9 protein-coding genes are annotated in these 16,209 nt (G+C 56.9%); 6 read left to right on the top strand and 3 right to left on the bottom strand.

The features are described 5' to 3' along the window. The first annotated feature begins 17 nt into the window (after positions 1-17). The 3 genes from GNT65_RS15540 (at position 18) to mrcB (ending at position 7,238) form a co-directional block, all read left to right on the top strand. Positions 18-2,213: a putative bifunctional diguanylate cyclase/phosphodiesterase gene (locus GNT65_RS15540; RefSeq protein ID WP_160797835.1), complete on the top strand. Its 2,196-nt coding sequence runs from the start codon at positions 18-20 to the stop codon at positions 2,211-2,213. Positions 2,214-2,315: 102 nt separating this feature from the next. Beyond that, complete coding sequence (hrpB, locus tag GNT65_RS15535; RefSeq protein ID WP_160797833.1) at positions 2,316-4,838, top strand: ATP-dependent helicase HrpB; 2,523 nt, start codon at positions 2,316-2,318, stop codon at positions 4,836-4,838. A gap of 27 nt (positions 4,839-4,865) precedes the next feature. Next, positions 4,866-7,238, top strand: coding sequence for a penicillin-binding protein 1B (mrcB, locus tag GNT65_RS15530; protein WP_181006322.1), 2,373 nt, complete (start codon positions 4,866-4,868; stop codon positions 7,236-7,238). A 165-nt stretch (positions 7,239-7,403) separates the two neighbouring features. Here the strand turns inward: mrcB and GNT65_RS15525 are convergent, their stop codons facing one another. From GNT65_RS15525 to GNT65_RS15515, 3 genes are all read right to left on the bottom strand, one after another. Further along, positions 7,404-8,207, bottom strand: coding sequence for a PepSY-associated TM helix domain-containing protein (locus GNT65_RS15525; protein WP_160797831.1), 804 nt, complete (start codon positions 8,205-8,207; stop codon positions 7,404-7,406). Positions 8,208-8,361: 154 nt separating this feature from the next. Then, the gene (locus tag GNT65_RS15520; RefSeq protein ID WP_160797829.1) at positions 8,362-8,880 is read right to left on the bottom strand and encodes an FMN-binding protein; all 519 of its coding nucleotides are present in this window, start codon (positions 8,878-8,880) and stop codon (positions 8,362-8,364) included. A 142-nt stretch (positions 8,881-9,022) separates the two neighbouring features. After that, on the bottom strand, positions 9,023-10,192 hold the full coding sequence (locus GNT65_RS15515) for a porin (RefSeq protein WP_181006326.1): 1,170 nt from the start codon (positions 10,190-10,192) through the stop codon (positions 9,023-9,025). A gap of 545 nt (positions 10,193-10,737) precedes the next feature. Between GNT65_RS15515 and GNT65_RS15510 the strand changes: the two genes are divergently transcribed. The 3 genes from GNT65_RS15510 to GNT65_RS15500 all read left to right on the top strand — a co-directional run bounded on the left by GNT65_RS15510 (position 10,738) and on the right by GNT65_RS15500 (position 16,209). Continuing rightward, entirely contained in the window at positions 10,738-11,451 is a 714-nt protein-coding gene (locus tag GNT65_RS15510) for a DUF3581 domain-containing protein (protein WP_160797825.1), read from the top strand. A gap of 432 nt (positions 11,452-11,883) precedes the next feature. Next, positions 11,884-15,555, top strand: a complete 3,672-nt coding sequence (locus GNT65_RS15505) for an ATP-binding protein (RefSeq protein ID WP_160797823.1) — start codon at positions 11,884-11,886, stop codon at positions 15,553-15,555. Next, positions 15,556-16,209: a condensin complex protein MksE gene (locus GNT65_RS15500; RefSeq protein ID WP_160797822.1), complete on the top strand. Its 654-nt coding sequence runs from the start codon at positions 15,556-15,558 to the stop codon at positions 16,207-16,209. It abuts the gene before it with no gap.

The following is a 16,209-nucleotide window of genomic DNA, read 5'->3' as shown; positions in this document are numbered from 1 at the left end:
TAAGGACTAGATAGTATATGTCATCCGATACACAACAGGGATCCCCATCGCTCGAGCAGACGCTTGCCTATCTGTGCGAACACGATCTGGAAGAGGAGTTGCAGCTGGTCTTGCAGCAACTTGCCGCCAGTAATCAGTGTGATGGCCTGTTTCTGTTACGTGTCGGCAAGGGACGCCTACCTGTGCAGATCGAAGCCATGTACCAGTCCGATGCCGCTATCTTCAGCAAGCGCGACGCCGAGATGCTGCTGAGTCGCGTTGCCAACAACCGTCATATGCAGTCCTATACCTCCCTGCGCGAGCCTGCCATTGTAGAAGATGTGACCGCCGTCATCGACGATGAAGACAGCCGTCTGCGCCTCAATCAGGCCAAGATCCGTAGCGTCTTGCTGTTGCCGGTAGGCGGAGATAAACACTATATCTTCGGTGCCTACCGTTATGACAGCGACGGCATATGGCCCGAGGTGATCCGTCAGAACCTGCTGCTTGCCGGTAGCCTGCTGGGGCTGGCACAGGAGGCGGCGCGTCAGCGATTAAACGCCAAGAGTAATGAGCTGGTCTGTATCGAGCATCTCTATCGTCTGCCGATCCCCTGCGTGCATATTGGCATAGATGACAGGGTGATCCGCTACAACCAGACCGCCGCAGAGCAGCTGCATGTGCAGACATTGCAAAAGGTAGAGAACCTGGTACCTAAACGGGAGCAGAAATGCCTGCTAGATACCATGGCGTTGGTGAGAGACCAGGTGCTAGAGCAGTCCAGCTGTGAGGTGGTGCTGAAATACGCCCCAGATGATGCGCAGGCTCGGGTGACCTTCCTCTGTCTGTCCGGTGAGGATGGCCCCATTCTCATGCTGGTGGAGCCTGTGGGCGAGCCAGCAGTGGAGAACGAAGAGCGTAGCGTCTCGCTCAATTTCGACGCCTTGACAGGGTTGCCCAATCGAACCTACTTCGAGGCCCTGTATGATCTGACCAATCCCTGTGAGTGTGAACGCTCTACCTTCGTCGGCTTTATCAATCTGGACAGGTTCCAGGTGGTTAATAACGTCAGCGGTCACAGAGCCGGCGATCAGCTCTTGTGTCAGCTTGCCGCTCGTCTGAGCCAACTGGTGCGCAAGGAGGATGTGGTCGCTCGCCTCAGCGGTGACGAGTTTGGCATCCTGATGCCCAATATCGATGTGCAGATAGCAGAGCAGGTTGCCGAGCGTATCTGTCAGGCCATGGCTAGTCATGAGTTTAGCTGGGAGGGGCGCAGCCACAGCGTGAGTGTCAGCATGGGGCTGGCTCGCTGCGACAACGAGGCAGACTCTGTCTCAGATCTCTTGCGCCGCGCCAGCGCCGCCTGCTGCCTGGCTAAGGAGAAAGGGGGCAACGCCTGGTATTTCTACAGTGCTCAGGACCCAGTGGTGGAGAAGCTCAATACCGAGATGAGCGCTTCGGTAGATATCGTCGGCGCCCTGGCCAATGACAGATTTGAACTCTTCTATCAACCCATAGAACCCTTGAGCGTCAACGATGATGGCTTGCATCTCGAGATCCTATTGCGCATGCGATCTCCCGAGGGGGCATTGATCCCACCGGGGATCTTCCTGCCCGCCGCCGAGCGTTTCAATCTGGCGTCTAAGCTGGATCGTTGGGTGATCGACAGGCTATTGCGCTGGGGTAGCGATCACCTGGAACTCTGGCAGTCGCTCTCTATGGTGTCGGTGAACCTGTCGGCCCTTTCGATCTCGGATAGCGAGTTTATCAACTGGCTGGAGATGCGTCTTCTGGGCGAGCCGGAGTTGGTGGGTAAGCTCTGCTTCGAGATCACCGAGACGGCCGCGGTGAGCCAGCTGGACCATGCCACAGGGCTTATCAACACGGTCAAGCCCCTGGGCTGTAAGCTGGCGCTGGATGACTTCGGTTCAGGCTTCTCAAGCTTCGCCTACCTTAAGCTGTTAGACGTGGATTATGTGAAGATCGATGGCCAGTTTATTCAGCACCTGTGCGGCGATCGCGCCGATCAGGCGATTGTCTCCGCCATCTGTCAGCTGGGTCGCGACATGGAGTTTGAGATAGTCGCCGAGTTTGTCGAGTCGGTCGAGGTGGCAAGACACCTACTGAAGTTGGGGGTAGAGTACGGTCAGGGCTACGGTATAGCACGCCCCGAGCCGCTCAGCGACCTGACCTCGGGCGAGGGCCTGCACTGGTATCGGGTGCTGCAAGGTTAAGAGATGTTAACCTAAGAGGAGTCCCAGACAGGGACTCCTCTGTTTAGCTTTGCCGCCATCTCTAGTAAACTGTCGCCAGTTTTTGCCGATTGAACGCCGCCTTTGAACCAAGTAGCTACTCAAGAATTTAACCAAGTCCCGATCCAGACACTACTCCCCGAGATCAAGCAGACGCTGGCGGATAACGCCCAACTGATCTTGCAGGCGCCAACCGGCGCGGGTAAGTCGACCGCGCTGCCCTTAGCCATGCTCGACTGGCCTGAGATTCAGGGTAAGATCTTGATGCTCGAGCCCAGACGCATCGCGGCGCGCAGCGTGGCACACTTTATTGCCGCCAGGCGCGGCGAGGGCGTGGGGCAGTCGGTGGGCTTTCGGGTGCGCGGCGAGTCCCGTGTCAGTGACAAGACGCGTCTCGAGGTGGTGACCGAAGGCGTATTAACTCGGATGATCCAGCAAGACCCTGAACTATCTGGCTACGGCTTGATCATCTTCGATGAGATCCATGAGCGTCATCTCACAACAGATCTAGGCCTGGCACTGGCGCTGGAGGTTCAGGCCTCGTTTCGCGAAGATCTTAAGATTCTGGCCATGTCGGCGACCCTGGATGGTCTGCCGTTAACAGCGCTGATGCCAGAGGCGGGCAGCCTAGTGAGTGAGGGGCGCAGTTTTCCCGTCAGCCTGAGTTATCGCCCCAGCACCGCCCATCAGGACTGGCTGCAGCATATGGCCAGGGTGATCGTCGAGGCGGTGGCCGAGCATAGAGAGGGCTCTTTGCTGGCCTTCCTGCCCGGCCAGCGAGAGATAACAAGGTTGCAGACGCTGTTGACCGAGCGCCTCGACCCCAAGCAGTTTTTAATCACGCCCCTGTATGGCGCCCTGCCGCCAGCACAGCAAGACAGCGCCATTGCGCCACCACCGCCTGGGATGCGTAAGCTGGTGCTTTCCACCAACGTGGCCGAGTCGAGCCTGACCATCCAAGATATCCGCCTGGTGGTGGATGCCGGCTATAAGCGTCAGGCCAGCTTCAACCCCAGGACGTCGGTGAGCCGCTTGTCGCTCAAACGGATCAGCCAGTCGTCGGCGGCCCAGCGTAGCGGCCGCGCCGGTCGTCTGAGCGAGGGCCACTGTATTCGTCTCTGGCCGCAACAGGAGCATGAGCGACTGCTGAAGGCCGATGAGCCGGAGATCCTCCATGGGGATCTGACCAATGCGGTGTTGGATGCCGCCTTTTGGGGCGTAAATGCCCTCGATGCACTGCCGCTGATCTCGCCTCCCTCCGAGGCCAATGAGACAGTAGCCTGGGAGCTGCTGCAAGCCTTGGCGCTGGTGGATGGTGGCAGGCGCATCACGGCCCATGGCCGAGCCGCCTACGGGCTTGGTTGTCATCCGCGTTTGGCTCACATGCTGCTGGCGGCCAAGGAGATGGACAGCCTCGGTGAGGCCTATTACCTGCCCCTTGCTGCCGTTTTGGCGGCGCTACTGGAATCACGCGCCCTGGCAAGACGCGGCGCCGATATCAGCCGTTATTTGAATGATGCCAGGAGCGGCGAAGTCGCCAAGCTGGCGCTGCAATATCTAACCAGGATGGACGCTGGTCGCGGTAATTTGATAGCCAAGGCCATCAGCGAGAGTCGTGACCAGGATATCGCGACTTTGCTGGCGCTGGCCTTTCCCGATCGCATCGCCAAGGCCCGTGGCGCCAAGGGATATCAGCTGGCCTGCGGCGCAGGCGTCGCACTCAACGATGACGATGCCTTGCAGGGTGAACCCTGGTTGGTGGTCGCCGACTTTCAGGAGAGTGCAGGCCAGAGCAGCGGTCGTATTCGACTGGCGACCAAGCTGGACGCGGCGCTGTTCGAGGGTCCCCTGACGAGCCTAGTTAAGTCGAGGGTTGAGACCGGCTGGGATGAGGAGAAGGCACGTTTTTACGGGTTAACTCAGCAGCGCATCGGCGCTATCATATTGAATGAGCGGCCCCTAGATACCCTGGATGAAGAAACGATCAGGCAGGCCATCTATCGGCTGATCCGTAACAAGGGGCTCTCCCTACTGGGATTTGATGATAAGGTGGAACAGCTTCGCCTGCGCGTCGCCCTGGCGAGCAAACTCGCTCTCGCGGGAGATTGGCCGGATCTGAGTGACCAGGCCTTGCTCGCGACGCTGCCAGTCTGGCTCGGCCCCTATCTAGACGGGGTGCGCCGTCTGAGCCAGCTCAAGGGACTGGATTTTTATACCTTGCTCCTCAACCGGATGGAGTGGGGGTTGCAGCAATTTTTAAATGAGGCACTGCCGAGCCATTGGCCCATGAAGACGGGCACTCGGGCGGCGATACGTTATGAAGGCTGCGGACGTGCGTTGCTGAGCGTGCGCCTGCAGGAGGCGCTGGGCATGGCCGAGAGCCCCAGATTGGCTCAGGGGCAGCTGGTGGTGACCATGGAACTCTTGTCACCGGCCATGCGGCCGCTGGCACTGACCGCCGATCTGGCCAACTTCTGGGCCGGCCCCTATGTCGAGGTGAAGAAAGAGATGAAGGGACGCTATCCCAAACATCTGTGGCCGGACGATCCAGCCAACACCCTGCCGACCAAATTGACCAAGAAAAAGATGTCGGCGAAAGGCCTCTAGCCCTTTCGCTGTTTTACTGGAAATACGATGACGAAGAAAGAGACGCCAAAACAATCTAAACCGCGCAAGTCAGCTAATGGCAAGGCGGCTAATAGTCAATCGCGAAAGCGCAAGTCGACCAAGAGCAAGCGTGCCGTGACCGCTAGGCCGGGCTGGGGCCGTAGGATCTGGTCTTTGAGCTGGAAGCTCGCCCTTGTCCTGTTTGCCGCCATGACCATCTACAGCATCTATCTGGATCAGATCATTGCCCGCAAGTTTGAGGGGCAGAAGTGGCATCTGCCGGCCCAGGTATTCAGCCGCTCCATGGCACTCTATCCCGGCGCCGCCGTGAGCCATGCTCAGTTGATCGCCGAGCTTAAGCTGCTGGGTTATCGTAAGGTGGCCAACCCACGCCAGGTGGGAGAATTTTCTGCTTCCAAGACCAAGGTGGATCTCTGGCGTCGCCCCTTCCTGCATCCTCAGGGCTCCCAGGAAGCCCAGCGGGTGATGATCACCTTCGACAGCCAAGGGGTCGCCTCGGTGGCGCGCAATAGCGATCGTCGTGAGCTGGCGGTGTTCCATCTGGAGCCCGTGTTGCTGGATCGCATGATCACCGGCGATGGCGAAGACAGGTTGTTTGTGGCCACCGACAAGATGCCCGAGGCGATTGTCGACGCGCTGATCCTGGTGGAAGACAGGAGCTTCTTTGAACATCACGGCGTCAATCCGTTTGCCATCATACGCGCGGCCATGGTCAACATCAGCGCCGGGCGCACGGTGCAAGGCGGCTCGACCCTGACCCAGCAGCTGGCGAAAAACTTCTTCCTCTCCAGCGAGCGCTCCATCATACGTAAGCTTAGGGAAGCCCTGATGGCGATCATCATAGATTTTCGCTACGAGAAGGATGAGATCTTAGAGGCCTATCTCAACGAGGTGTATATGGGCCAGGACAAGTCCCGCGCCGTGCACGGCATGGGGTTGGCCTCCCAGTTCTACTTCGGCCGGCCCATCGCCGAGTTGACTCTACCCCAACAGGCCTTCCTGGTGGCGGCAATCAAGGGGCCTTCCTACTATAACCCCTGGCGTTATCCCGAGCGGGCTCAGGAACGACGGGATCTGGTGCTGCGCCTCCTGATGGAGTCGGGTCAGTTGTCGGTGGCGCAATACAAGGCGGCGGTGGAGTCTCCCCTTGGGGTACGTAAGGCGAGTAAGCCTGTACATCAGAAGCTACCGGCCTTCTTTGCCGTAGTGCGCGGCGAGCTGTCGCGTCGATTCGGCGACAGCCTGCTGCAACAGTCGGGTATCAAGGTCTACACCACCTTAGATCCTCTGGCTCAGGAGGCGGCCGAGCAGGCCGTGCGCTCGACCATGAAGAACCTGGAGCAGCGTGACAAGGCGCTGCAGGTGGGCATGGTGGTGACCGACAAGTATTCGGCGGGTATTGCCGCCATGGTGGGTGACAAGGTGCCAAGCTATCAAGGCTTTAACCGTGCGGTGGAGATCCGTCGCCCCATAGGCTCGCTGATCAAGCCGTTTGTCTATGCCACGGCCCTGAGCCAAGGGGACAAGTATACCCTGGCGACGCCATTGAAGGATGAACCTATCACCCTGACTAACTCTCATGGTAAGACCTGGTCGCCGCAGAACGTCAACAAGCAGTTCTCCGGCGAGGTGCCGCTGATAACCGCCTTCAAGAAGTCGATGAACGTGCCGACGGTGAACTTAGGGATGGCGATTGGCACAGAGGCGGTGGCGACCACGCTGGCCAAGTCTGGCTGGAATGAGACGATCCCCGAGTATCCTTCCATGTTGCTGGGGGCCGTCAACGGCTCGCCGCTGATGGTGGCTCAGGTGTATCAGACCCTGGCCGACAATGGTCGTTACCGTCAGCTGAATGCGGTGACCCATGTGCTGGACGCCGACAATCAGCCGCTGTCGGCCAGTCAGCGTGGTGCGGATCAGGCAATCTCAGTATCCAGCGACTTCCTGGTGCAACACGCCATGACTCAGGTGGTGCAGTCGGGGACCGCGGCCAGGTTGGGTAAGGCCTTCCCTGGCGTGACTCTGGCGGGTAAGACGGGCACCAGTAACGACTCTCGAGACTCCTGGTTTGCCGGATTCGATGAGCGCAACGTGGCCGCCGTCTGGGTGGGACTGGACGATAACGGTAAGACCAGTCTCTATGGCAGCAGCGGTGCCATGGCCGTGTACCAAGCCTTCCTCAAGCAGCGCGCGCCTATCAGCCTGAGACGCACACCGGTCAATGGCGTGGTGCCCGGCTATTTCGATGCCAAGACTGGTGTCGCCAAGCAGGCCAATTGCGGCAACGTAGTGGCTTTACCGGCGTTGAGTGAGAGCTATCAGCCGGCTAAGAACTGTGGCGAGCCTCTCTCCTGGTGGCAGAAGCTGGTGGGGGGTTAAGCCGCCTACACCTTAGATATTTAATAAAAAAGCTCACCTTAGGTGAGCTTTTTTGTGTCTTAAACACTGTGTCTTAATCACTGTGTCTTATTTACTCTGTCTAAGTGGTCTAGACAATCTAATGAATATGGCGCGCTATTTCGCCTTGGTCGACCTTAGCTTACGCTACTTAATTTTACGTTTTTTGGGCTTGGCCTGCTGCCAAAGATAGAGGCCGGAGATCGCCATGAAGATGAGGCTGAGGGCGACTAAGTCCATCATCAGCGAGCCGGCTAGCCCGACGATGCGGCCGCTGTGCAGGTCCAGCAGCACACGCTCCCAAGTGAGGTGCATGGCGCGGGCGTTGAGTGATAACTCCTGGATGAGCGCGTGACTCTTGTCATCGGCCAGCGGCGCTTGCCAGTCGAGGACCACCAGAGGCTTTGCCGCCTGCCATTCGATGAGATCGGCATCGCTCAGATAACTGCCGGAATCAGTGTCGAGCCATAGCTGCTGGCCGTCACCTGTGGGCAGTAGGCCCAGGGCTTTGAGATCTTGAGGCAGGCCGGTTGCCCGGCCCTGCTGTTCAAGCAAGGCGCCGTCTTGGCCCAGCAGATAGAGGTGCTGGGCATCGATGGCCACATAGTGCTCGCCATAGGCGAGGGCACCAAGCAGTGGCCCTTGGGCTTCTAATACTGGCTTGCCTTTTAGCCAGAGTAGGTTATCGCTGGTGGCGAGTAGTGGCTGCGTTTCGAAGATGGCGACCCGGCCAGGCGCCTTGATGCCATAGTGATCCAGCAGCCAGCCTTGATGTACATGGGCGCTGTCTAGTGCGAAGTCGTTGCTGTGATTGATTAAGACGCCAGTGACGGCAACCATGACCACTAAGAGGGCGCTGGCGATCCCTAAGCGTCTGTGCCAGGGGCGGAAGATCTTGGCGAGTTTCTGCCACAGGGGTTTACGATGGGGGTGGCGGGGCTTGTTTGTCATCTATGGCGTTCTTTATTCTGACTATTATCTGGCGCGCGGCCGAAAGCAGACTCATGGATGCCCGGCGCTGACAGCCTGTTGGATACGAAAAGAGCAGGGCTAGCCTGCTCGCTGGTCATCATATAACAGCCTTTAGGATAACGCCAACCTAGGCTTAGGGCTTGTTGACCTTGTCGTCCAGATAGAGGGCGATGCGTGATAGCTTGGTCAGGGCGCGTACCGACAGGGTGGCCCCTGTGATGCCATCTATGTTGCGATCCAGCTGATGTTCCTCGGTAAGCCTGGCCTGCTTAAACTGATCGGTGAAAAACTCGTGGCGTACCTCGTCGCCGCGGCTCTCTCGGTAGACCAGCACCTTGGTCTGTACTATCGCCTTCTCTTTCACATGGATGCCGACCGTGATGGGGGACTCCTTGCCTATCTCTTCGAGGATCCAAACTGTCTCGCCTTCATGCAGCCAGTAGCGCAGGCGCATCTTGTTGAATTTGTGGGCAAGGATCTCCTCGATCGCCTGCTTATCGCTATCCTCTAACCAGTAGACCTTGGCCTTGGGCATGGGGCCGGCAAAGGCCTGGCTGATAAAGTCTTCGCTGCTTTGGTAGACGCTGGCGGCCTGTACGCAGAAGGCGGTGAAGAGAGAGGCTAACACAAGTTTTATGGAGAGTGATTTCATCGATTGACCCAGTAGCAAGAGGAGGATTGAGGCCTGTGATAATGAATCCGTTCACTATGGCTAAGACACCTCGCAAGGTGCCTTAGCCATAGACAGTGCTCAGCGGGAGCCCTGAGCACTGTTATGCTGGTAATGGCTTAGATTAGAACTGGTAGCCAACGCCTAGGTTGAAACCATCGGCATCTTTAGCGCCACCAACTTTTTCGTAGTCAGCCTTGAATACTACGTTTTCGTGTAACCAGTAGTTAATACCTACGTTGGTTTGTTCGATCTTAGTGTCGTCACTGTTACCTGCATTGTTGTCATACTCGTTGTAGCGAGCGAAGACACCAAAGCTTTCGTTGAAGCGGTATGAAGGCTCGATGTACCAACCGTTTTGCTCATCGCGACCTAGTGCTTCTGCTTCTTTACCATCGATATCCCACTGGGCATACAGTGCCTTAACGGTGAAGTTTTCGATGCTGTAGATAGCGTGTGCAGTCATCAGAGTTGCTGAAGCGGTATCGACATCGCCACGGCCTTGTGTCAGATCAGATTGGTACTGCACAGTTGCAGCCAGCTCTAGACCTGGAACGGCAGTGTATTTAACGCGTGCAGTGTATGCCAGATCTTCAGCCTTAGCCTTAGAAACCTTCTGACGACCGCCACGGATCTTGTAATCTTCATCTACGTATAGACCAGAAGTCACCGCCGCATCGAAGGCCAGGCCTGGTGCCGCTTTAACGTTTAGGTTTGCACCCGCTTCCCACCAAGTGGCTGGTAGGATGTTTTTCTCAACTGGGTTACGCTCAACACCGTAGAAGGCTGGTGGCTCGTGGGTCTCGTTGATGATACCGACTGGCATCAGGAATAGACCCGCCTTACCGGTTAGCATGTCGTTGAAATCGTGCTCGATGTAAGCCTGTTCCAGCTCAACTTCACCGTTTTGGCCGTCGCCAGAGATAGAGTGCTCAACTTCCAGCTCAGAGAAGAAACGTGTCTTTTCGGTGAATTCATGGCCGAAGAAAAGTACGAAACGGTGGAAGTCGAACTCTTTCTTGTCTTTGCCTGACTTGTTGTCTGTGATGTTGTTGTAGTGAAGTTCACCATAGCCACCGATAGTGGTAGCGCTCTTAGTTGAGCTGTTTTCTTCAACGGCATCGGCCGTCTTTTCTACACGCTGCTCGGTTTGCTCAAGACGCTTCTCTAGATCTTTCAGCACTTTCTGTTGCTGTTCGATCACTTTACGTAGTTCTTGAGTCTCGTCAGAGGCGATAGCGGCTTGGCTAGCGAATGCGCTGACCAGTGCTGCGGCAATTAGCGTTTTCTTCATCATTTCTCTTCCCAGTTGTTGTATCAGGGTTATTAAGTTGCTGGCGATTCTATCAACTAGGTATCGTAATGCAAACTATTATCATTAACTTTTTTGATTGAGATCAACATTTGTAAAGTTAAAGTAAAGGGGCCTGTCTCAGAATGCTGCTGAGTTGGTTGGAGATAAAATTATTTATTAACAATGGCTTGTTGTTGTTTTGGGTGGGTGTTATCTCTTGACCTTGATTGACAATGTTAATTTTAAAAAATCCATCTTTTTTGCGGCTTTAGTGGATTTCTGGAGGAGATAGGCGTCGTTTGGCAGGTAATGTTAGGCTTTACTTGCCAGTTTGCCAATTCGACTCAGGCTGGTCGGCATAGGCAAGCCGACACAGGTTTTAACGTAAGGAGGGGAAGGGGTTAAGCACTTCAGATTGCAATCATTCTTGGCAGACCCAAGTCATCGGAGAAGTGTTTCGCGGGTTTTGCTATAGACTGTGGCTCCTTAAATTTATAGCTAGCGTTTTATTTAACCATTTACATAACCTTGATTGACGAGCCGATATGTTTCTAAGTCCTTATTTTAACAAAGCACAGCAACTGGTCTCTGTGTCAGCCCAGCAGGCGAGTGAGTTCGCCAAGGGGGTCGCACAGGACTTCAATCCCATCCATGATGTCGATGCCAAGAAGTTCTGCGTTCCCGGAGATCTGCTGTTCGCCTTGGTGCTTGGACAGTATGGACTGAGCCAGAAGATGACATTTCGCTTCGAGGGCATGGTGGGGGATGGTGTTAACCTGGTGTTTCCCGATGCGGTCGATGACGGTTTCGCCATCCTGGATGACAAGGATAAGCAATACCTGAGTGTGACTCGCAGCGGCGAGTCGACCCTGTGTGAGGTGCAGACCGAGTCTTTCGTGCGCAGCTATGTGGCCTTCTCTGGGCTTAACTTCACCCATGTGTTGGTGCCGCTGATGAAGCAGCACGGCGTGATGATCAACCCGGCGCGTCCCCTGGTGATCTACGAGAGTATGTCCTTCGATCTCGATACCTTAGATTTTGACAGCATCGCCCTCAGCCTGGTGGAGCAGACCCTGGTTGTCGACGGCAAGCGCGGTGACGTGACCCTGAAATTTGAGCTGCACTGCGGCGATAAGCTAGTAGGCACAGGCAAGAAGACCTTAGTCCTTAGCGGCCTGCGTCCACTGGTAGCCGAGAGCATGGATGAGATGGTGGACCGCTACGAGGCGCGCCGCATCGGCTATCAGCAAGCCGACTAATCTGCTTAAATGCAGAGTTTAAATGCAGAGTTTAAATGCAGATATTGAAAATCTAAGTTGGGGTCGACATTGGTCGGCCCTTTCTATTTCTGCTCCCGACGCCTAACTTCCAGTCTTAGCTCCCTGATCTTAGCCCCTGACTCTCAGCTCCTAACTCTTAGCTATTAGCATTAGCTATTAGCATTAGCCGCGGGCCAAGTGACATTTTGAATATCGCTCGCCACCTTTATGCTTATCGTCATCCTTCTTCCTGCCGTGAAAACCGCCTGAAAATGGGCGTTACGCACGCTTTTTAAACGACTATCCCGCCCAAGTCTCGGGCCAGATTGCCAAGCCGATAGCTTTGTTTTACTTTAGTGGGATTGTTTTGCTATTCCCCTTTGCTGCTCGCCCCGCTGGGCGGCCGACAAGCTCGTTTGGATAAGGAAAGAGATGCCAAGCTTAAATCGTATCGTGCTGATCAATACGCACCTCCCCGGCGTTGTGGAACTCGCCCTCGATGGACACACCAACATTTGTGGTACCAACGCCTCGGGCAAGACCACACTGCAGCGTCTGGTGCCCGTGTTTTATGGCGAGTACCCCAGCCGCGTCGTGCCTTCGACCCGTGACAGCTTCGAGCGTTGGTACCTGCCCCACGATTCCAGCTACATTATTTACGAGTATCGCCGCGACGATGGCCTGCTGACCCAGGCTGTGCTGGCTTCGGCCGGAGATGGCAAGGGGGTCAACTACCGCTTCATCGGCAAGGGCTTCGAGCTGGAAGACTATGTTAAGTCCCAGCAGGGAGAATCGATTCTGTGCCATAACATGGCCGAGCTTGGCCGTGAGATGAAGCGCGCCGGGGTGGCGGTGACCAACCTGCTGAACACCCGCGAATATCGCGCCATCATCCAAAACGATCGCACCCTGCTGAGCACCGGTAGCAATCGCAGCGAGCTGAGAGCCTACGCCCGTCAATTCTCCCTGTGCCAGCACGAACACACGCTGCGCCACATAGAGAAGTTGGCCAAGGCGGTGCACTCCAAAGAGGGCAAGATGGAGACCATCAAGTCGATGATCGCCGCCATCTTGGAGGAGGACGGGGTTAACCCGCCGAGTTCTCGTCTCAACCCGCAGCGGGTCGAGTCTTGGATCCGCGAGAGTCAGCTTATTCAAGGCTTCGAGCAGATCCGCCCCGAATTTGACAAGCTGGAGCAGGAGTTTAACCAGCTGCTTAGCTCGGAGCAGCGTCTGGCTGGCCTGAAGCGGGGTTATGGCAAGGATGAGGCCCAAGAGATAGAGCGTCAGGAGCTTAATCAGCAGCGCTCGAAAGATCTAGGTAACAAGCTGCGTCAGCTCGACGACGAGTGGAAGGAGCTGCGTGACGAGCTTAACCTGGACCTCTCCGCCGCCAAGGGTGACGTGGCCAAGATAGAGCATGAGCTGGATATCATCGAAGATCAGCATGCCGGTTTTCTCGATGCCGACATAGAGCAGGCCAAGCTGGATCTTGAGCAGCTGCCGAGCTGGCGTGCCAGCCTGGAGAACCTGACCGAGCGTCATAAGCTACAGACAGAGAAGCATCAGGATATCGAGGCGGCCTACAATGCCCGTCGCAGCAAGATAGGCGAGAACCTCAACCGAGAGCTGGAACAGCTCGACAAGGAGCAGGATAAGCATCGGGGCGCCAGAGACAAGCAGCAGGAGGCGGGCCGCGAAGAGCTGGCCGCTCTCGAGCTGAGCTGGCGCGAGCAGATGGAGGCGGGCCGCGCCAAGCATAACGAGCAGGAATATCAGCTCAAGCTGACCGCGGCGGAGCTGCAGATGCAGGTCAACAACGTCACCTACAGCGAAGAAGAGAAGCTGAACCTGGCGGTATTTGATGAGCGTATCTCCCGCGCCGACGAGGAGCAGGAGGCCTGCAACGCCATGGTGGATCGCCTCGCCGGGGAGGAGCGTAAGCTCAGAGCCAAGCGGGATCAGGCCAACGAGAGCCTGAGGCAGGCGGGCGTGCGAGTCACCGAGCGCCAGGGCGCGCTGGATGAGCTGCATCAGGTGCTCTTTCCTCAGTCTCACACCCTGCTGGAGTATCTGCGCAAGGAGATCGATGGCTGGGAGGAGAGCATAGGCAAGCTGATTAACCCAGAGCTGTTACATCGCAGCGACCTGCATCCGGCCAAGTCGGCCGACGGCGACAGCTTCTACGGTGTCGATCTGGATCTCAAGGCGCTGGCAACCCCAGAATATGCCGCCTCGGAGCAGGAGCTCAGGGGGCGTTACAGCGAGGCCGAGGAGGCGCTGGCCAGTGCCAAGCAGCTACAGGCCGAGGCGGAAGAGGTCCTGGTGGCCATCAATGCCGAGCTGGATAAGCTTAACCGCGAACTCACCTTCGCCAAGACGGCCTATAAGAACAGCCGTGACGATCTGCGCCGCCTGTTCGACGAGAAGCGCGCCGAGCAGGAGAAGATCAATCAGGCGCTGAGTGCCCGTAAGGCCGAGTCTCAGAAGCGACTCGCCCGTCTCGACAGCGAGATGAAACAGCTCAAGGCTCAGCACCAAGAGTGGATCGATGAGCAAAACGAGCAGGCGCTCGAGGCGCGCATGGAGAAGAAGGCCTACTGGCAGGAAGTGGTCGGTGCCTTGGATGCTCAGCTCTCCCAGGTGAAGCAGAATATCAACGATCGCCGTCAGGCGGCCAAGGCAGAGCAGAAGGCCTGCGAGCAGTGGTATAAGGATGAGCTGAAATCCCGCGGCGTCGACGAAGCCAAGATCGTCAAGCTCAAGCAGGAGATCCGCGAGCTGGAGAGCAACATCAGCAAGGCGGAGCAGCGCCGCAGCGAGGTACTGCGCTTCGATGACTGGTATCAACACACCTGGCTCGCGCGCAAGCCCAAGCTGCAGACCGAGCTGAGCCAGGTCAAGATGGCGGTGACCGAGCTGAGTCAACAGCTCACCACTAAGGCCAATGAGATTAAGCATCAGCGCCAGCAATATGATAGCGAGCGCAAGCAGTCCGACGCCATCCAGGTGGAGGCCTCGGAGAACCTGACCAAGCTGCGCGCCGTGATGCGCAAACTGGCGGAGCTTAAGCTGCCATCGAGCCAGGATGAGATGCAAGGTGGACTCACAGAGCGTCTGCGTCAGGGCGAAGAATTATTGCTGCGCCGGGACCAGCTGATGGGCTCTGTGAAGCAGTATATCGAGCACTTCGACTCGGTGATCGCCAGTAAGTCGGGCTCCAGCCTGTCGGAGACCTGGGAGCGTGCCCGTGAGGAGTCGAGCTTCGTCAACGACAAGGGCATTCGCCTGCTGGATTATCGCAAGTTGGTGCCGCAACTCGAGCAGCTGCTCAACGTCATGGTACCTCAGGCTATTATGGGCCTGCGAGAGCAGGGGCGTAACTTCGGTATTGACCTGACGGCGTTCTACGACGTGCTGGCGGATATCGACCGCCGCATCGCCTCCCAGAGTGCCCGTATCACCCGCGAGGTGGGTGAAGAGCTGTTCCTCGACGGGGTGAGCGAGTCGGCGGTGCGTATCCGTTCGCGTATCAGCGAGCTGGAGTTCTGGCCCGAGCTGGAGGTGTTCGTCAAGGCATTTAAGCAGTGGAAGGCCGAGGGTTTTGCCGACTTGCCGGATGAGCACTACACCAGCAGCATGCGCCGCGCGCTGGATATTATCGGCCGCGCCGCCCTGACCGGTGGTATCGCCAAGCTGCTGGAGATCGAGCTGCGCCTCAAGGAGGGCAACAGCGATCTGGTGATCCGCACCGACCGTCAGCTCAACGAATCCTCGAGTCATGGCATGGCCTATCTGATCTTGTGTAAGTTCCTGCTGGCCTTTACCCGTCTGCTGCGTGGCCGGGCCGATGTCACCATTCATTGGCCGATCGACGAGCTGGGCACCCTGCACCATGGCAACGTGAAGAAGATCTTCGATGCCTGTGAGAACAATAACATCTCGGTATTGGGGGCCTTCCCGAACCCTGAGTCTGAGGTGCTTAACCTGTTTGCCAACCGCTATATCATCAACAAGCAAACCAAGAAATTACAAGTGGTCAAGCCACAAGTTAACCCCATTGCCGATAAGCTGAGCCAGCGTTTTGCCAAGGAGGCTGTGTAAATGAGCAGTAGCACACAAACCGTACTCGTGGGCCAGGGCGCCCTGATTGAAGCCTTGCTGCGTGGCGAGTTTATCTGCCGTACCAGTAACGAAGACGCCTGGCGCGCGCTTAAATCCCAGACCACTCGTGACAGCGTCGAGCAATACCTGAATCAGATCAACCGCACCCTGGCCTCGGCCGGGGAGGGCGAGGTGTTCTTCTGCGGTTACCTGCAACTGGGTGATGATGAGCGTAAGGTTATCTCCAGTCAGTTTCGTGACATCTGCCATGCGCTGATCCCGTTAGTGGAGTGGCTGGTGCTGGTGCAAGAGGCCAGCGGCCAGGATGCGCCCCTGTCCGAAGGGGCGGCGGTACGTCTCAATGAGCTACAGACCCGTATCGAAGATACGCCGGCGTTTCGCGAGCAGTTGGCCAAGATCAGCCACTATCGCCTATTTGGCTCCAGCTCTACCCAGGTGGATGCACAGATCAAGCTGGTGTTTAAGCGTCTGGTGGAGCTGGGATATCTGCTGCGTCCCAACCAGGAGAAGCAGATCTATATCGCCACCGGCAAGCTGGACTATCTCTATGAGGTGATCCGTTTCATCGATGAAACCGAAGGACTCAGCCTGGAGGCCCAGGCGGAAACCGCAACCCAGAGGGACTTGATCTGA

The sequence above is a fragment of the Shewanella insulae genome (assembly GCF_009831655.1).
Classification (GTDB): Bacteria; Pseudomonadota; Gammaproteobacteria; order Enterobacterales; family Shewanellaceae; genus Shewanella; species Shewanella insulae.
Note: the sequence above shows the minus strand (reverse complement) of the source record. Positions and strands in the feature narration are given on the sequence as shown.

Coding starts and splice junctions, on each gene's coding strand:
- GNT65_RS15540 (WP_160797835.1), top strand. CDS start 18: ATGTCATCCGATACACAACAGGGATCCCCATCGCTCGAGCAGACGCTT.
- mrcB (WP_181006322.1), top strand. CDS start 4,866: ATGACGAAGAAAGAGACGCCAAAACAATCTAAACCGCGCAAGTCAGCT.
- GNT65_RS15525 (WP_160797831.1), bottom strand. CDS start 8,207: ATGACAAACAAGCCCCGCCACCCCCATCGTAAACCCCTGTGGCAGAAA.
- GNT65_RS15520 (WP_160797829.1), bottom strand. CDS start 8,880: ATGAAATCACTCTCCATAAAACTTGTGTTAGCCTCTCTCTTCACCGCC.
- GNT65_RS15515 (WP_181006326.1), bottom strand. CDS start 10,192: ATGAAGAAAACGCTAATTGCCGCAGCACTGGTCAGCGCATTCGCTAGC.
- GNT65_RS15510 (WP_160797825.1), top strand. CDS start 10,738: ATGTTTCTAAGTCCTTATTTTAACAAAGCACAGCAACTGGTCTCTGTG.
- GNT65_RS15505 (WP_160797823.1), top strand. CDS start 11,884: ATGCCAAGCTTAAATCGTATCGTGCTGATCAATACGCACCTCCCCGGC.
- GNT65_RS15500 (WP_160797822.1), top strand. CDS start 15,556: ATGAGCAGTAGCACACAAACCGTACTCGTGGGCCAGGGCGCCCTGATT.